The organism is Streptomyces sp. NPDC048604, from assembly GCF_043199435.1.
Lineage (GTDB): Bacteria > Actinomycetota > Actinomycetes > Streptomycetales > Streptomycetaceae > Streptomyces.
Genome location: NZ_JBICVX010000012.1, coordinates 119,826 through 135,943, shown reverse-complemented (window position 1 = coordinate 135,943; position 16,118 = coordinate 119,826). Strand labels below are relative to the sequence as shown.

At 71.2% G+C, this 16,118-nt stretch carries 8 protein-coding genes; 2 read left to right on the top strand and 6 right to left on the bottom strand.

Translation table 11 applies throughout. The annotated features are described in order from the left end of the window. Position 1: 1 nt before the first annotated feature. Positions 2–1,036 carry an MraY family glycosyltransferase gene (locus ACGFMM_RS24385; protein ID WP_393648543.1) on the bottom strand — a complete coding sequence of 345 codons (1,035 nt, stop codon included), beginning with the start codon at positions 1,034–1,036 and terminating at the stop codon, positions 2–4. A 23-nt stretch (positions 1,037–1,059) separates the two neighbouring features. Beyond that, positions 1,060–2,178, bottom strand: coding sequence for an NAD-dependent epimerase/dehydratase family protein (locus ACGFMM_RS24380; protein ID WP_393648542.1), 1,119 nt, complete (start codon positions 2,176–2,178; stop codon positions 1,060–1,062). A 180-nt stretch (positions 2,179–2,358) separates the two neighbouring features. On the opposite strand from ACGFMM_RS24380, the gene ACGFMM_RS24375 reads away from it, so the two are divergent. Then, positions 2,359–3,621: a nucleotide sugar dehydrogenase gene (locus tag ACGFMM_RS24375; RefSeq protein ID WP_393648541.1), complete on the top strand. Its 1,263-nt coding sequence runs from the start codon at positions 2,359–2,361 to the stop codon at positions 3,619–3,621. A 159-nt stretch (positions 3,622–3,780) separates the two neighbouring features. Continuing rightward, positions 3,781–4,614 (top strand): class I SAM-dependent methyltransferase, encoded by an 834-nt coding sequence (locus ACGFMM_RS24370; RefSeq protein WP_393648540.1) that lies wholly within the window; start codon positions 3,781–3,783, stop codon positions 4,612–4,614. A gap of 20 nt (positions 4,615–4,634) precedes the next feature. On the opposite strand, the gene ACGFMM_RS24365 is transcribed toward ACGFMM_RS24370, so the two are convergent. The 4 genes from ACGFMM_RS24365 to ACGFMM_RS24350 are packed head-to-tail and all read right to left on the bottom strand — an operon-like array spanning position 4,635 to position 16,102. Next, on the bottom strand, positions 4,635–6,485 hold the full coding sequence (locus ACGFMM_RS24365) for a hypothetical protein (RefSeq protein WP_393648539.1): 1,851 nt from the start codon (positions 6,483–6,485) through the stop codon (positions 4,635–4,637). Further along, entirely contained in the window at positions 6,478–11,730 is a 5,253-nt protein-coding gene (locus tag ACGFMM_RS24360; RefSeq protein ID WP_393648538.1) for a hypothetical protein, read from the bottom strand. The genes ACGFMM_RS24365 and ACGFMM_RS24360 overlap by 8 nt, the downstream gene beginning before the upstream one ends. Then, a complete protein-coding gene (locus tag ACGFMM_RS24355; RefSeq protein WP_393648537.1) occupies positions 11,727–14,930 on the bottom strand; it encodes a hypothetical protein in 3,204 nt (1,067 codons plus the stop codon). Before ACGFMM_RS24355 ends, ACGFMM_RS24360 begins: the two co-directional genes overlap by 4 nt. Then, positions 14,927–16,102, bottom strand: a complete 1,176-nt coding sequence (locus ACGFMM_RS24350; protein ID WP_393648536.1) for a Kelch repeat-containing protein — start codon at positions 16,100–16,102, stop codon at positions 14,927–14,929. Before ACGFMM_RS24350 ends, ACGFMM_RS24355 begins: the two co-directional genes overlap by 4 nt. Between the last annotated feature and the right edge of the window lie 16 nt (positions 16,103–16,118).

The following is a 16,118-nucleotide window of genomic DNA, read 5'->3' as shown; positions in this document are numbered from 1 at the left end:
GTCATCCCCTTGCCAGGTCGGCGGTCGTACGAGAAGCGGAACGTCGGTCTGCCCGGGTCCGGGTGCCCTGCCCGATGGCGTAGATCGGGACGCGCAGCAGCCCCAGGACGGCCGCGAGGACGCCTGCCGCGAGCCACAGGGCCGCCGAGGGGGCGACGGCTCGCCCGTGGACGAGCAGGCCCACGGTCGCGCAGACGCCGGCCGCGGCGCCGAGGACCGTGGCCGCACCCGGTGTGGTGAGACCGAGCCTGCGCAGCCGGTGGGCGATGTGGTCGGTACCGCCGGTCAGGAACGAACGGCCCGCTCGGCGGCGGGAGATCGCGACCAGGGCGGTGTCGGCGACGACCACCGCCGAGAGCGCGAAGACGGAGCCCGCGGCCGTCAGCGGTGCGTGGCCGGCATGCACCAGGACCGTGGCCGAGGACAGGACGAAGCCGGTGAAGAGCGAGCCGCAGTCCCCGAGGAAGATGCGGGCGGGGTGCCAGTTGTGCACCAGGAAGCCGCTGAGGGCGGCGGTCAGGGAGCACAGCACCAGGGCCAGTCCGTGCATGCCTCGGGCCGCGGCGCAGACGCAGAGCCCGAGCGCGGTGACCGCCGCGACCGTGCCCATCGCGCCGTCGGAGTTGTCGAGCAGGTTGAAGGCATTGGTGACGAAGACGATCCAGAGCACCGCGAGGGCTCCGCCGAGGAGGCCCAGGCCGGCACTGTGCGCGACCGTGGTGGCGGCAGCCACCTCCACGACGAGCCTTGACTTCGGTCCCATCGGCCGCAGGTCGTCGACGAGCCCGAGGATCGCGACGGCGCCGGCCGCGAGCATCAGCGTGCCCAGTCCTGGAGTGGGCGGGGCGGAGGCCTGCCAGGCGACCAGGGTGACGGTGACCGTGCCGGCGGCGACGGCCACCCCGCCCAGGTGCGGGGTGGGCCGGGTGTGCCGCTTTCGTCCGTCGGGCCGATCGACGAGGCCGAGGCGCAGCGCCCAGTTGCGCAGCAGGCCGGTGAGCACGACGGTGACGAGCAGAGCGGCCAGGGATGCCATTGCATACGCCATATGAGGCACCGTCAACGAATCGTGCGGGCCGGGACGGACGGGGTGCTCGGCGTCGGCAGGGGAACCGGCACGGCCGCAGATGCTTCGGGGGCCGGTGCCGCTTCCGGGGCCGATGCCGCTTCGGGCGCCGGGGCCCCCACCGCCGAGCGCGCGACGGCGTGGCGGGCGTCCGCGATCGCCGCGTCCAGGATGTCGTCCAGGGTGCGGCGCGGGCGCCAGCCGGTCAGCTCGCGCAGCCGGGTGGCGTCCGGCACCCGGCGCTCCATGTCCTCGAACCCGTAGCCCGTACCGAACGCCTCCTCGTACGGCACGAACCGCACGGGCGACGCACTGCCGACCCGCCGCACGATCCGGGTGGCGAGCTCGGCGATCGAAGTCTCCTCGGCGGTACCGACGTTGAAGACCTGTCCGTTCGCGCCCGGGTGCTCCAGGAGCAGCAGCAGTGCTTCCACGACGTCGGCCACATGCGCGAAGCAGCGCCGCTGCCGACCGTCCCCGTACACGGTGAGCGGCTCGCCGAGGACGGCCTGGCGGACCAGGCGCGGAACGACCATGCCGTAGGCCGGGGACTGGCGGGGCCCGACGGTGTTGAAGAGCCGCACCACGGTGACGGGGAGGCCGTGCTCCCGGTGGTGCGCGAGGGCGAGGATCTCGTCGACCGCCTTCGCGGTGGAGTACGACCAGCGCGCGACGGTCGTCGCGCCGAGCACCCGGTCGGCCGTCTCGGACAGCGGACCGGAGGCGTTCTTCCCGTAGATCTCGGACGTGGAGGCCAGCAGCAGCGGACGTCCGTGGCGGTGCGCGGCATGGACGACGTGCTCGGTACCGCGCACGTTGGTGGTGAACGACTTCAGCGGCTGTTCGACGATCTGGCGCACGCCGACGGCGGCGGCCAGGTGGATCACCGCGTCGCAGCCGGCGGTGAGCCTGTCGACGAGGGCCTCGTCGAGGACCGAGCCGTGCTCGAAGCGGAAGCGGGGGTGGGGCCGGACGCCCGCGAGGTTCGCGGCGTCCCCGGTGGACAGGTCGTCGAGGACGACGACGGAGTGGCCCAGATCGAGCAGGGCCTCGGTCAGATGCGAGCCGATGAAGCCGGCGCCGCCGGTGACCAAGTACGCGAGGGGTTCCATGCACAGCCCGTTCCGTAGGTTTCTCCGGCCGACGCGGGTCACGTTGCGACATCGGGGTTGCGATGTCGGGGTGATAGCAAGATGACGCCCGGCCATCGTGGGCAGATTAGCCACTTTCATCCCGATTGAGGGTGGTAAACACGATCTGTTTCTTTCGCTTCGCGATCGGAGAATGCCCCCATGGGACCAATCGAGGGTCCTCGCCGCGTCACCGTGATCGGACTCGGCTACGTCGGACTGCCGCTGGCGGTGGCGGCGTCGGAAGCCGGGTTCCGGGTGACCGGGCTCGACACGGACGAGCAACGGATCAAGCAGCTGGCGACGGGGTGCTCGTACGTCGAGGACATCGCCCCGGAGCGACTCCTGGCCGCACTCGACGGCGGCCTGCGGGTCAGTCACGACTACGCCGAGGCCGAGGGCTTCGACGTGTGCGTCATCACGGTGCCGACCCCGTTGCGCGACGGCGCACCGGACCTGTCGTACATCGAGAGCGCCGCCCGGTCGATCGCGCCCCGGCTGCGGGCCGGCGCGGCGGTGGTGCTGGAGTCGACCTCGTATCCGGGAACCACCGAAGACGTCCTGCGGCCGCTCCTGGAGCACGGCAGTGGACTGCGGGCCGGCGGGGACTTCCACCTCGGCTACAGCCCCGAGCGCATCGATCCGGGCAACCCGCGCTGGCGGCTGGAGAACACCCCGAAGGTCGTCTCCGGCATCGACACCGCATCGCTGGACGCGATCGACGGCTTCTACCGCGAGATCGTCGACCAGACCGTGCGCGTCTCGTCGCCCCGCACGGCCGAACTCACCAAGCTGCTGGAGAACACCTTCCGGCAGGTCAACATCGCGCTCGTGAACGAACTGGCCATGTGTGCGCGCCCCCTCGGCGTGGACATCTGGGAGGCGGTCGCGGCAGCGGCCACGAAGCCCTTCGGGTTCATGCCGTTCCTGCCCGGCCCGGGCGTCGGCGGGCACTGCCTGCCCGTCGACCCGACCTACCTGGCGTGGCAGGTGCGTCGGCAACTCAGCCATGACGTCCGGTTCATCTCGCTGGCCAACGAGATCAACGCGCACATGCCGCGCCACGTCGTGGCGCGGGTGGCCGGCGGGCTGGGACGGGAACTGCGCGGCGCGCAGATCCTCCTGCTCGGCCTCGCCTACAAACGCAACACGGGCGACGTCCGCGAGTCACCCGCCGTCGAGGTGGCGCGGCTGCTGACCGAGGCGGGAGCTCGTGTACGGGCCGTGGAACCGCACGCGAACCCGGCCCACCTGCCGCCGGAGATGCTGTGCGTGGAGCTGACCGAGGAGGAGTTGCGGAGCGCGGACGCGGTCGTCGTGACCACGGATCACGACGCCTTCGACTATCCGCTGGTGGAGCGGCACGCCCGTTACGTGTTCGACACCCGCAACCGCTGCCGTGGCGAGGTGGTCGAGCAGTTGTGAACGGGGGTGACGGGCGGTGTGCGGGCGGTGAGCGGGACGTACGAAGCCGTGAGGTGCAGGGGCCGACCGGCTGATCTCCTTGGGCCACTCTGACGACGCCCGCGTGGCACCTGGTGCCGCGCGGGCGGCCTCGCGTCCACTTCGCCCTACCGTGTCGCCATGCAGAACCTGACCCGGCAGATCGCCGCGACGCCGATGGCGCGCGCCGCCGCTCTGCCCCTGCGACTGGCCACCGTCGCGCGGCACAACGCCAAGGTCCTCAAGCAGTCGGGGACCTGGCTCGTCCGCTCGCGCGAGCACTCCTGCTTCACCTACGACCTGGAGCCGTCGAACCGCGAGCACCTGTGCTGGTTCGTCAGCTCGGTGACCGGCACACCGGTACAGGCGGTCCGGGCGCACGTGGAGGAGGCGGAGCAGGACACCCGACTGCGGCGTACCCTGGATCAGGGCCTCGCCACCAGCGTCCGTTCCGGCACGTGCGACCACGAGGTGCGGTACGGACGGCGCATCGCGTACTACGCGCTCGTCCGCGCGCTCGCCCCCGCCCACGTCGTCGAGGCCGGGCCCCATCGGGGCATCACGAGCACCCTGATCGCCGCGGCGCTGCTACGGAACGGCGGGGGACGGCTCACCACCGTGGACGTGGACCCCCGGGCGGGCGAACTGATCCGCGGGCCGTACAGCGCCGTGGTGGACCAACTCGTCGGCGACTCCGTGGAAATCCTGAGCAGCGACCATGTACAGAAGCGCGGCGTCGACATGGTCCTGCTGGACACGTCCGTGAGCCCGGCCCACGAGCGCGCCGAACTCGCGGCCGTGGCACCCGCGCTGTCGGAACGGGCCCTCGTCCTGTCCAGCAGAAGCCACGCCTGGCCCTGCCTGGCCCACTGGTCCGAGGAACGGCAACGCCGCTTCCTCCACTTCGACGACCGCCCCCGCGATCACTGGCACCCGGGGAACGGCTTCGGCGTGTCCTTCCCTTCTCAGGGCTAGCCACGAGACACGCCGGTCGGTCAGAGGGTCCCGTCCTGACACGGGTTGCGCACGTCGGAAGCAGGCGTCGGGGCCGTGGTGACGAGCGTGTCGAAGGCGAGACCGCTTGAGCCCTCACCGCGGCCGAGGCCGCGGTGAGCGCTGAGCCAGACCGACACTCTTCCGTTGCGCCAGCGGGTGCGGTTGAAGGCGAGACCGACTCGTGTGCCGGCCGGTGTCACTTCCTCCTCGTGGAGGAAGTAGGGGTTTCCCGCGTCGAATCCCTCGCGCAGCAGGCTGGTGCGGGGCCGTACCAGTTGCCCGTCCACGGGGTTCGGGATGGCGGCGCGTTGCAGTCGGATGGCGCGGTTGCTGCCGGGCACGTGCACGGGGATGAACGGAATCCAGTTCTCGGGGACGCTGTTCATCGCCTGATAGGCGATCGGAGCCAGGGCGGTGTCCTCCGCAGGGGCAGGGCGGAACCGTTGCCGGTGGGCGAGGATCTCCGCGACGACTTCGCTGCCGCGGCGGCCTTCCCCGGTGGGCAGGCGGATGACCTTCTCCAGACCCCAGACCATGTTCGCGTTCTCGTCGCGGATGAGTGAGACCTCCTCGAGGGTCGGCCCCTCGGCGACCTTGGGAACGGTCGGCGGCAGGAACATGGTGGTGTCGGCTGCGACGTCCTCCGTGCCGATCGTGTCGAGGGTGAACATCGACCACCGTTGCCAGTCCTCGTCCTGGCCGGAGCCGGCCGGCGTGATCCACAGCCGCTGGCCGAAGACGTCCGTGACCGCGAGTCCACGGATCGTGGCAAGGGTGCCGGCCGGCAGGTCGCACGGCAGTTGGAGCCAGTCGTTGCTGTAGACGAGGGCGAACTCGAGGAAGACCAGCCGGGCCAGATCCGTGCTGTCCGGCCGTACGCCGGCGAAGTTGGTCCGTCCGTCCTCCACGGCCCACCAGCGCGGCAGCGGCATCCCGGAGTAGCGAACGGGGGCTGGAAAGACGGTCCGATTGAGCGGAGCGTGCGCGGGGGCCGTGCCGCCCAGCGGGCCGCGCGGGTCGACGGAGAACGCGTGCCAGTCCAGGTGCCCGCCGGGATACTCCTGCGCCGTCAGCACCTTCTCGCCACCGGCGGGTGCGGCGGCCGCGATGGAGAAGCGGTGTTCGAGGCGGCTTGCGTCCCAGGCGGCGTCCTGGCCCGGCTGGTCGAACAACCCGTCGAACCAGCTGACGAGCTGTGCACCGAGGCCGGCCAGTTGCGGACGCAGCAGAGCAGTGCCGGAAATGCCGTCCCAGGCCTGGCCGTTGTTCTTGAGGTGCCGGTAGAGCTCGTATCCGTCCATCCTGCGGTCCGCGACGGCCTGGAGGACCGACCAGACTTCCGCGTGGGCGGCTCGCGGTGTGTCGACGTCCGCGCAGGGGTCGGGCTCCTTGATCCGGTACTTGTCGACGTAGTTCTGGCGCAGGTGCTTCAGTCCCCCTTGCTTGCCGAGGAGCTTGAGCCAGCGCCGGCCGATGGCCAGGCGCAGGTCGAATGAGACCGGGTCCGAGCCGGCCGCGAACGGCAGTGTGCGCCGTTCGGCCAGCGCCTCCAGGGGCCGGTCCCCGGGCAGGTTCTGGGACGCGCCCGATCCGGCGCGGAAGCGGGAGGGCGTCGCGGTGGCGACGGAGTAGGTCGCGGTGACGGCGGTCCCCGCGTCCGAGCCCTGGAACTCCCCGAGCTGCCACTGCCGGGTGAGCAGCCAGAGCGGGTCGCGGATCTCGGCGCGCAGGGCGCGGTCGAACTCGAGCGTGCGAGGCCTGCCCTCGATGCGGTTCCACAGGCCGACGGCGGGGAAGCTGCGCTCGGCCAGTGCGGTGCGCAGGTCCTGGATGCGGGATGGCTCAGCCATGGGTCTTTCCTCGCAGATTGGAGGTCGCGAGATCGGTGCTGATGGTGATGGGCTGCCGGGTCGCCGACATCACCGTCGCCGGCAGCAGATGCGCGTAGGCGGTGTTGTCCAGATGGCCCGGCTCGACGGCACGTGTCTTGGCCAGGCCGAGCGTCTCCTCGACGGCCGTGATCAGGTCGTCGCCGCTCCAGGCGCCCGTCCTGGCCGGCGGCACGACGAGCAGCATCGCCTGCGGGGGCTCCGAGTCGGGGTTGTCGTAGTGGACCGCGATCCCCGTGGTCTCCTTCTCCGCCGGGATCACCTCGGTCCATTCGTCGAGCAGGAGACCGCTGTGGAGGTTCCGGCCGAGGACCGGTTCCGCGGCATAGTGGGCGGTGAACAGCAGGCGGTCCTCGTCGATCTCGGCGACGCCAGGCGCGAATGTCATGCCCAGCCATGTGTCATTGGGGCGGTAGGGCAGCTGGATCGGGGCAAGTTCGGGCTCGTCCCAACCGGGCAGTTGGCCGAGCAACCCCCCGGTACCACGCAGGGCGTCGGCAATGAGGACGGCCTGCTCCCACAGCCGGGGCTTCTCCCGCACGCGGGCGATTCCGTGCACCCAGTCGTCCATGGGAAAGTCGCGCTTGGCGTCCTGGATCAGGTGGCTCAGGAGCTTCGAGCTGTCCTGGCGGGCCTTCTTCCAGTCCGTGTGGAGCTGGTCGGGAGCGGTGAACTCGGGTACGACGAGGACGTCTTCGCCGATCATCGCGCGCAACGCGTCGGTCGCGGCGAGCACCCGGTCGGGGCCGGTCAGGGCCTCGTCGTACGCGGCCAGGGCTTTGCCTGCGGCGGCGTGCCGGTCGGTGACCTCTCCGTGCAGGGTCTGCGCCCGGGCCAGGAGGTCCGCTCCGAAGGCGACAGCCCGGTCGTGGAAGGGCGTCAGGTCGAGGCCGGTCCGGTCGAAGTCGCTCAGCGGCAACAAGGCGGCGACGTCGGCGAGCAGTCCGCTGAGCGTCTTCTTCGTCGTCCTGGCGATGTTCCGCAGTCCCTGCAAGCGGTTGTTGAAGGCGGTGCGTCTGCTGCCGACGGCGCTGCGCAGCTGGGCAGGGGTGGCGGGGCGCGGGGTGGTCGGTCTGGTGGTCAGCAGCCACTCGGCCCGCTGCAGGAGACGGAACCGCTCGTCCGCGGGCGCCGTCGACGGCAGCCGGTCGTACGCCGCGATCAGCGCGTCGGCCTCGGCGAGCGCCTGGCCCATGCGGTCCGCGGTGGCGTCGACCGCCTCGAGGACGTCGCGGAACACCGTGCGCCGCCAGAGGGTCATCTCACCCCAGCCGCTGCGTACCATGCCGAATCCGCCGGCTGTGGAGATCAGGTTGGCGTACCCCGTCAGGAAGGTGTCGATTCCGTTGACGACGGCCGTGCGATTCGGTTCGGCGGGCAAGGGCGGGTACAGCGGGGCCAGGGAGTCACGGTAGGCGGCGGTGTCCTGGAGCAGTCGTTCCAGGGACGTGCGGACCGCGGCGGGCCGGTTCCTCGGGATGGAGACGGCGGTGTCGACGGCGCGGTCGACGGGCTCGGCGCCCGCGACGGGCATCAGATCCGTCGGCCGCAGGGGGCGGGAGGTGGTCAGCAGGGAGCGCAGTGCGGTGATGAGGGGCGACACCTCGAAGAAGGTGAACTTTCCGTCCAGCCTTTCGGTGTGGCAGATGGTCAGTTCGACGTCGGGGCGCGGCCGGTCCTTCGCCACGACGAAGGCGACGATCCGGTCGTCCAGATCGGTCATGACGGCGTCGTTCTTCGGCTTCACCCCCCACAGCATGTCGATGGGCTGGAGCTCGATGTCGGCCTGGGTGACCGTACGGCTGCGAGGCTGCTGGTCGAGCGGGTCCTTCCAGCGGACCACGGCGGCCACGCTCCCCTGGGGCGGCAGCAGGTTGGGCAGCCAGGCGTTGACCGCCGGCTCGGCCTGAGCGCGGGGACCGTTGCCGCGGAAGAGTCCGGAGGCGTGTTCGGGTCCCAGCCCGGACGTCAGCTTGAGGCCCAGCCGGTGGGTCAGTGTGACGCCGCCACGCGGTGTGCGGACCACAGCGGGGTCGGGTGGGAACCCTTCCTTGGCGTAGGCGTCGAGGGTGGCACCGGCCCGTTCTGTATTGCCGGTCAGGGTCTGGTGGGCGGCTTCGGCGACGGCGAGGTCGGCCAGCCCGTCGTGGATGTCGAGGAGCCGCTGTACCTCGTCGTTCATCGCCTTCTGTTGGGCTTCCGACGCGTCCGGCATTCCGCTGGCGCCGAAGGGGTACTCGGGGAAGCCGTCCCGCGTCGCGCGGCGGACCAGGGCGAGTCCGTCGACGACGGAGCGGGCCTCGATCAATTCCAGCGGGGTTCCTGGTTCGGCGTCGGACAGCTTGCCGGAGCGCAGCGGGAACTCCCCGCGCAACGCCTCCAGGAAAACGTCCAGTTCGGCTTGGGGGTGGCGGTCGTGCAGGGCTCGTTCGAAGCGCTGCCCGAGCAGTGCGCCCAGCGACTGCCCCTGCCGCATCCCGTCCAGGAGGTCGAGCGCCACCCGTACCCGTTCGGAGCTGAGGTTGACGGCGAAGCAGCCCGGGTTCTCGGGCGAGCCGTTGGCGAGGTAGCCGGCCCGGAGCACGGCGCCGGTGGTGGCCTGGGCGGGTGACGGGGCATGGATGTAGCCGCCGTTGGCCGTGTCGTGCATCAGCGGTTCGGAGCCCGCGGGCTGGAACAGGGCTGCGAGACTGCCGGTCAGTTGCACGGGGGTGAGCGGCTTGGTCCGGGGCCTTACGTCCTCCAGCCATCCGTACGCGCCGAGGTGCACCCCGGCTCGTGGCGGGGAGCTGCCGTCGGGGCCGTAGCGCAGCTCGGAGAGCCGTTCGTTGACGAGCCCGAGCCGCCAGGCGTCAAGGCGGTAGGTGGCGCAGTCCAGGTGCTCGGCCACGACCCGTTCGAGCCGTGCGGTGGGGACGTCGGCCAGTACGTCGAGCGCCTTGATCTGCTCCGCCAGTTCCCTGGTCGCGGGGTCTGCGGCGGTGAGGGCGCCGGGGATGAAGTCGACGACCAGCTTCTCCGGATTGCCGGTGATCGCCTGGTCCGGTGAGTACAGCTTCCGGAAGCGGCTCTCGCTCTGCGGAGCGGACTTCTTGATGTGGATGAACAGCGGGTCGGCGGCGGACACGGTCTGGCCGAGCGCGGCGGCCAGCTTGCGCGCGGTGTCCTCCCAGCCGAGCAGGACGGCGTGACGCAGCAGGAGGTAGAGCAGGGCGGCAGGCCGGCGGTCGTCGGTGAAGCCCTGCTCCAGGCGGATGGTCTCCAGGCTGGTGCCCGCGTTGTCGGCGAGCCATCGCAGGTAGTTGCGACCGTCTTGGAGGTAGCCGCGGACCGGGTGGGTCTCCGACAGGGGCCGGTCGTCGATGAGCGGCCCGAGCAGCGGGTGCTGTTCTTCGACGAACAGACGGCGGATCAGGTCGGGGTCCTGTGCGCCCGTGTGTCCGAGCTCTCGCAGCAGGGCGCGAATCGGCCGGGGCATGTCCAGGACGTCCAGGGCGGGGAGGACCTTGGGGCCGTTGCTGCTGAAGTTCTCGCGGTTGAAGATGTCTTCGACGCTCTGGGCGTAGCGCTGGTAGTACTCGGCGGACGTGGGGTGCAGGGCCAAGATGTCCAGCAGTGCCTGATGGGGGTCGAACGCGGGCCCATGCGTCTCGGTGAACTTGCCGAGATGCGGAACGTCCTCGACGGCGGCCTCCCAGTCCCGGCCCGCGGCTTTCAGCAGGGCGTCGAGGGCGCGCCGGTGTGTCGCCGCCGGGGGCCAGGCCATCCGGGAGAACGCGGTGGTGGGCAGAATGCCGTACGGCTGGCGCCCGATCTTGACCGCGGGAACCGGGCCGCGCCCGGACACATGCCGGACGAAGAAGTCGCGGGTGTCGGTCACGGTCTGTGCCGGGATGATCGGATGCATCATCGTCCGGAGGTACGAACCCCAGGTCGCGGGCCACAGGGCGATGTTCGCGGCGCGTGCTTCGCGCTGGTCGGTCCCGTCGGCGTTCGCCGCTCCGCCGAGCGCCGCGGGATCGATGCCCAGGAGTTCGGCGAGCCACTGCCCGTCGGTCTTGGCAGTCCAGTCGTCGGGGGTCGCCGATGTCGTCGCCCCGGCGGCCGCGCGCCGCACGGCGTCCGCCTCCTGCTGCGCGTCCTGGCCGGCAGGAGCCTGCTCGCTGTTGTTGGTGGGGGTGCCCTGGGGCAGCAGGCTGAACCCGGCGGGGCTGCGGAGCTGCCTGGTGAACAGATCGGCCAGGTCGGCGGCGGTCTGCTGGGCGGTGCCGTTCTGCCGTACGCCGATGACGACGAGTTGGTCGAGGCCGCCCCGGAAGCTGTCCTGGAGGGGGATGCGCACACCCATGCCCTTGTCGACCGCGACTTTGAAGTCGGTCAGCCAGGTCAGGTCCGCGGGTACGTGGAGGGCGCCGGACGTCTCGTTGATCTGCGGCTTGTCGGCGGACGACGGGTCGGGGCTCACGGCCAGCGTGGCCGGGACCGGCTCGCCGGGCACGGAGAAGACCTGTTCGCCGCCGACACGGCCGACGAACGTGAACCGGTCCGGGAGCAGTCGTGCCTTCGCCGCCTGGGTCCACGACCTGGAGGCGAGCTGGTCCGCGGGAACGGCAGGCAGCACGAGGAAGGCGACCAGGACCGCGTCCCCGGCGCCTCCAGGCGGGTCGTCGACCCCGATGGGACGCCGGCGCCGGATCGTGTCGGCGCGCGTGGCGCCGACGGCCGCCAGCAGCGCGGCATCGGCGGCGCGCAGCTTCTGACGGTCCCCGCGGGCCCGCCAGACCGCGGTCCAGTACGTGATCGTCGGCTGTCGGTCACCCGAGGCCACCGGCGCGGCGGTCACGACGACGAGCACGGTCGTGTCGCCCGGCACCCCGGTGGGCTGCTCGGTCGGATTGGCGGGCTTGCGGGTCTGCGTCAGCCAGTTCGCGCGTCCCGCCGGGATCCTCCCGGTGAGCTCCTGCCACGCGGCGCCCTCGGCCGCCGGATCGCCCCCGGCGCGCCACAAGGCGATCCAGTACGCGTCGACCGCGGCGACCTCGGCAGCGGTCGGGAGGGGCTCGAACGCGTCGATCGACCACTCGTCGGGGAACACCCGGACGAGCAGTTCGTCCGCCGTGAAGCGCGTCTCGATCCGGACCGGTCCGAGGAGGACCGGGAAGTCGTCGCTCAGCGCCAGCGCCGCGCGCACGTCGTAAGCGGTCACGGCAGCATCTCCTGTGCGTGTACGGCCATCAGCACCGGCGCCTGGAAGAGCATGTAGGCGACGTCCGCCGAGCTCAGACCGGCGTGCCAGAGGGGAAGGGACAGGTCCTCGACGTGCTGGAGGCGTTTCTCCTCGTCCGCCGTGGGGTCGTCGAACTCCTGGAGCACGACGGGGGCGGTGGTTTCGTCGAGCGTGATGAACCCGGTCCCGACGGGGTCGACGTCCGGCCAGGACAGGTCGTTCCAGACCTCGACGCGGGACGGCTCGGCGGCGGGGGCGACGTCCAGGCCGAAGCGGGGTTCGCCGGGGCGCTCCTTGATGACGAAGAACCAGCCCGCGCTTCCTTCGGGCTCCTCGCCCTTCGCCTCCGGGGACGTGAGGTCGAAACCGAGCAGATAGATGTCGGGCTCGATCTTGGCCTCGTACAGCGGCAACCGGATCTCGTCGTGCGAGGGGTTGGCCTCGTCCACGAGCTCGACGGGTACGCGCTCCTTCGTCGGATCGGGGTCGGCGTCGCTGGGATCCCAGCGGGCCCGGTGGGCGTAGATCGCGGCGTTCGGGTACTTCTTCAGAAGCTCGCCGCGGATGACCAGCACGAGTTCGTTCTCCTGGGAGCCTGCGTCCCTGTGGTCGTGGGCGCCGAGCTCGGACTCCTTGGTCCAGCCGGCGATCGGCGGGATGTCGTACAGCCTCTCGCGCCGCTCCTCGGGAGTCTCTCCCTGGAGGGACCGCACCGCGCGAACGTCCCAGAACTGACGGAAGGGGGTGCCTCGCTGGTCGGTGGGGTACTCGCGCCACAGGAGTTCCCGGGCCATCTCATGATTGAGCCCCACCAGGTAGGACTCGATGAACCTCTGGTCGGTCTTCAGCAGGCTGATCGAGTTGGGCGGCACCTTGTTGAGGTTCGGCACGAACAGGTCCACCGACTGGTCGATCAGCGCCTGGTACATGGGCATGTCCAGGACGGGGTAGGCCATCGCCTCCAGGAACTTCTCGGCGAACGGCGCCAGCCGGTCGGGCAGTTGCACGGAGCTGAGGAACTGCCGGGGCACGGTGTCGTCGGCGCGCAGGCCGGTCAGCATCGTGTCCGTGGCGTCGGGCACACCGAGCTTGAGGCGTTTGCCGGACTGACCGCCCAGGGCGGCGTCGTCCCAGCTGTCGTGCAGTTCTTTCAACGCCTTCTTGAACTCCACGGCTTCTGCGCTGTCCGTACCGCCCTGGGTGGGCACGAAGGTGTCGCCGGGCATGGTGAGGACGAAGTCGCTGCTCGTGGGGAGTCCGTCGACCGGATGGGGGGCGGCCTCCGACACCCCGGGGCCCGGCGGATGGAGTTGCAGGTCGAGCCGGGTCGGCGTGACGACGGCGGCGGGCCTCGTCTTGGGCGGAGCGGCGGTGACGCCGCCGGTGTCCTCGTCCATCTTCGGCACGAGCGCCTGCGGCGGCTGCTCCTGGCTGAACGGCAGCGTACGCATCAACCGTGATCCGGGCCGGGTGATACGGCGCATCCCCGCCGACAGCGGTGCGGCAGTGACCCGGCTCTCTGCCACCCGGAATCCGACGGCGAGGCGCTCGTCCTGTTCCACAGGGGACTCGGCGGCGGCCGCGGGGTCAGCGGCCGGTAGGCGCGTGACGACCCGGGAGTGGGCCGGGGCGGTCAAGGTGAGCGACCGCCCGGACGGTGCCGCCGGTTCACGCGTGGCGGCGGGAGGCGGCGCCAGGTGCTTGCCGTGCAGCATGTCGCCTACTTCGCGGGCCAGTTGGGCCGCCCGGATCCTGGCGTTGGCTGCGAGAACGTCCCCGATCTGGGCCCAGGCCGCCGCCATGAACTCTTCCTGGCGTTTCTGTACGACCTGTGCGCCCAGGTTGGCCGCGACCCGATACCGGGGGTCGAGGTTGAGTCGATGCACCCAGTTGCGGTTGTCCGCGATCGGGGAGCCGTCCCGTTCGGTCAGCAGCCGTGACGCCGGCGCATGCCAACGCCCGTAGAGCGGGGGCGTGATGACCGGGTCGGCCGCGCCGGGCGATGCGGCGGTGCTCGCGGCGGCCAGGGCGCGGTGTGCCGTGAGCGGGTCTTTGGTCAGGTAGTCGTCGGCCAGGTTGATCAACCCGGCCAGGGCCTGTTGGAAGGGGTGGGGATAGGTGAAGCCGAGATCCTGGAGATCGTCCCAGTCGTCCCACTGGTCCTGCTGTCGCTCGGGCAGTTGCAGGGCGCCACCCAGCTTGAGCACCCCGCCGAGTTCGGTGGGCCGAGTGATTCCCGGCAGTCCGGCGCCGGGCGGCCGGTGCACGTCGAGGTCGCGGCGGCCGATGCTCTCGTCCAGCGGCTCCTTGGGCACCAGCAGTCGTACGAGGTACTCGAAGTCGCCGGCGCTTCCGGTGGAGAAGAACCACCGGTGGTAGTACGGAAGCTCTCCCGGCGCCTCCTGGCCAGGGTAGGTCTCCTTCCATGCGGGGTGCAGCGCGCCGGGCGATCGCGCCGGGTCGAGCCCTAGTCCTGCCAACCGTCCCGTCTCGAACGCGGGCACGAGGAAGGCGTGATAGCCGGTGTGCGGTTCGAGCCGGCGGGGACAGATCAGCCGTGCGCAGGCGCGGTCGGCGTTGGTGCCCAGGATGTGCCGCAGCGCGGGCAGCACCCTGCTCATGTCGTCGGAGGCCACGGTCGAGTCGAGTGAGCCGTCGACGTGGACGTGCGCCCAGGCCCCGAGCTGCGCGGGCTCCTGCAGGGCGTCCGACTCGGTCACCGTGATGCAGGGCAGTGGCCGGCCCACGGCGGTGCCGTCCCTGAACTCGGCGCCGGCGGCGGTACGCGAGTCCTCTCCGCCGGCGAGCACGATCAGCGCGAGCCAGGGCCGCAGCCGTTTGGCAGTGGCGTCGGGGGCGGCCGGGCTGTAGCGCCAGGGGAAGTCCTCGTCGTAGAACTCGACGTGGGCGAGGTAGTTGGGCTCAACGTTGGTGATCCACGGTCGCGGCTCGGTGCGTGAGATCGCCCGGGGGTCCACGCCGACGACGTCTCCGGGACCGTAGATCTGCACGGTGCGCGCGACATCGCGGCTGATCGGGCTCGCCGAACCGATGGCTTCGCCGGTCACCCGCAGGTTCACCGGGATGCTGGCTCGGGACGCTTCGCCGGGGTCGGCGGTGATGCCGGTGGCGATGCCGGACCTGAGCCACGGCAGGAAGGAGTAGGCGTTGGCGGTCACGGGGTGACCGTCGCTTCGAGGTCGAAGATCTCCGCAGTCGTCGTCAGATCCTGAACGCCCGGCTGCGCGGCGGCGCTTCCCGAGCGCACGACGCCGCCGGCGACCAGCACGAGCTTGTCGGAGAGCGGGGCTGCCGCGAACGAGTGTCTGCCCGTGGCCAGTCCCCCCGCCGGGGCCCAGCTGCGGGTGCCCGCGTGGTAGACGGCGACGCTGGCGTAGCCCACGTCGCTCTGGGCGTTGTCGCTGCCGCCGATGACCAGGACCTTGTCCGAGCCGAGCGGAACGGCGCGGTGAAGCCCCCGCCCGCCGGGCATGTCCTGCACGGCGGTCCATTTCCCGGTGTCCTGGACGTACAGCTCCGCGGTCGCCCGGCTGAACGGGTCGAACGTCCCGTCGCCCGGTCCGCCCGGAGCGCGGCCGCCGGTGACCAGCACACTGGCGCCCCCGGACAGCGCCGTGGCCTGGTGCCAGGCGCGGGGGGCCAGCAGCGCGCCGGTCGGAGCCCACTTCTTCTCGGTGGGGAGGTACAGCTCGCAGTAGGCCAGGGCGGCGTCCTCGTCAGGGGCGGTCGGCACCGTGCCTCCGACCACCAGGACCTGTCCGTTGGCGAGGACGACGGCGGCGTGTCCGCTGCGGGCGTCGGCCATGGCGTCCGTCTCGGTCCACGTTCCGAATTCGGGGTCGTACAGTTCGGCGGTGCGCAGCGCCTTCACCGATTGCGCGGAGCGGATGGTCGTGCCACCGGCGACCAGGACCTTGCCGCCCACCAGGACGGCGCTGTGACCCCACCGGGCGCCCTTCATGGACCCTGTGCTGGTCCACTCCCTGGACTCGGGGTCGTAGAGCTCCGCCGCGGCCAGACCGGGCGCCGGGAACTGCGCGGATCCGCTGATGCCGCCGGTCACCAGGACCTTGCCGTCGGGCAGCAGAGTCGTCGTGTGCAGGCGGCGGGGCGTCCGCAGGGCGCCGGTGGCCGACCAGGTCTCGGCCTCCGGGTCGTAGAGGGCGGCCTTGCCGAGTGCTGCCGAGGAGCCGTCCGCGCCTCCCACCACGAGGACCTTGTCGTTGTCGAGGACGACCGCGTTGTCGTGCTGGCCGGACCAGCCCGCGGCTGTCGGCAGTGCACCGGTGCTGGTCCATTTCCCGGTGGCCGCCAGGATGGTGCTGGTCATGGCCGCAAACCCTTCA

Bases quoted from the DNA above. Each gene is read 5' to 3' on its own strand.
- ACGFMM_RS24385 (WP_393648543.1), bottom strand. From the start codon at position 1,036: ATGGCATCCCTGGCCGCTCTGCTCGTCACCGTCGTGCTCACCGGCCTG.
- ACGFMM_RS24380 (WP_393648542.1), bottom strand. From the start codon at position 2,178: ATGGAACCCCTCGCGTACTTGGTCACCGGCGGCGCCGGCTTCATCGGC.
- ACGFMM_RS24375 (WP_393648541.1), top strand. From the start codon at position 2,359: ATGGGACCAATCGAGGGTCCTCGCCGCGTCACCGTGATCGGACTCGGC.
- ACGFMM_RS24370 (WP_393648540.1), top strand. From the start codon at position 3,781: ATGCAGAACCTGACCCGGCAGATCGCCGCGACGCCGATGGCGCGCGCC.
- ACGFMM_RS24365 (WP_393648539.1), bottom strand. From the start codon at position 6,485: ATGGCTGAGCCATCCCGCATCCAGGACCTGCGCACCGCACTGGCCGAG.
- ACGFMM_RS24350 (WP_393648536.1), bottom strand. From the start codon at position 16,102: ATGACCAGCACCATCCTGGCGGCCACCGGGAAATGGACCAGCACCGGT.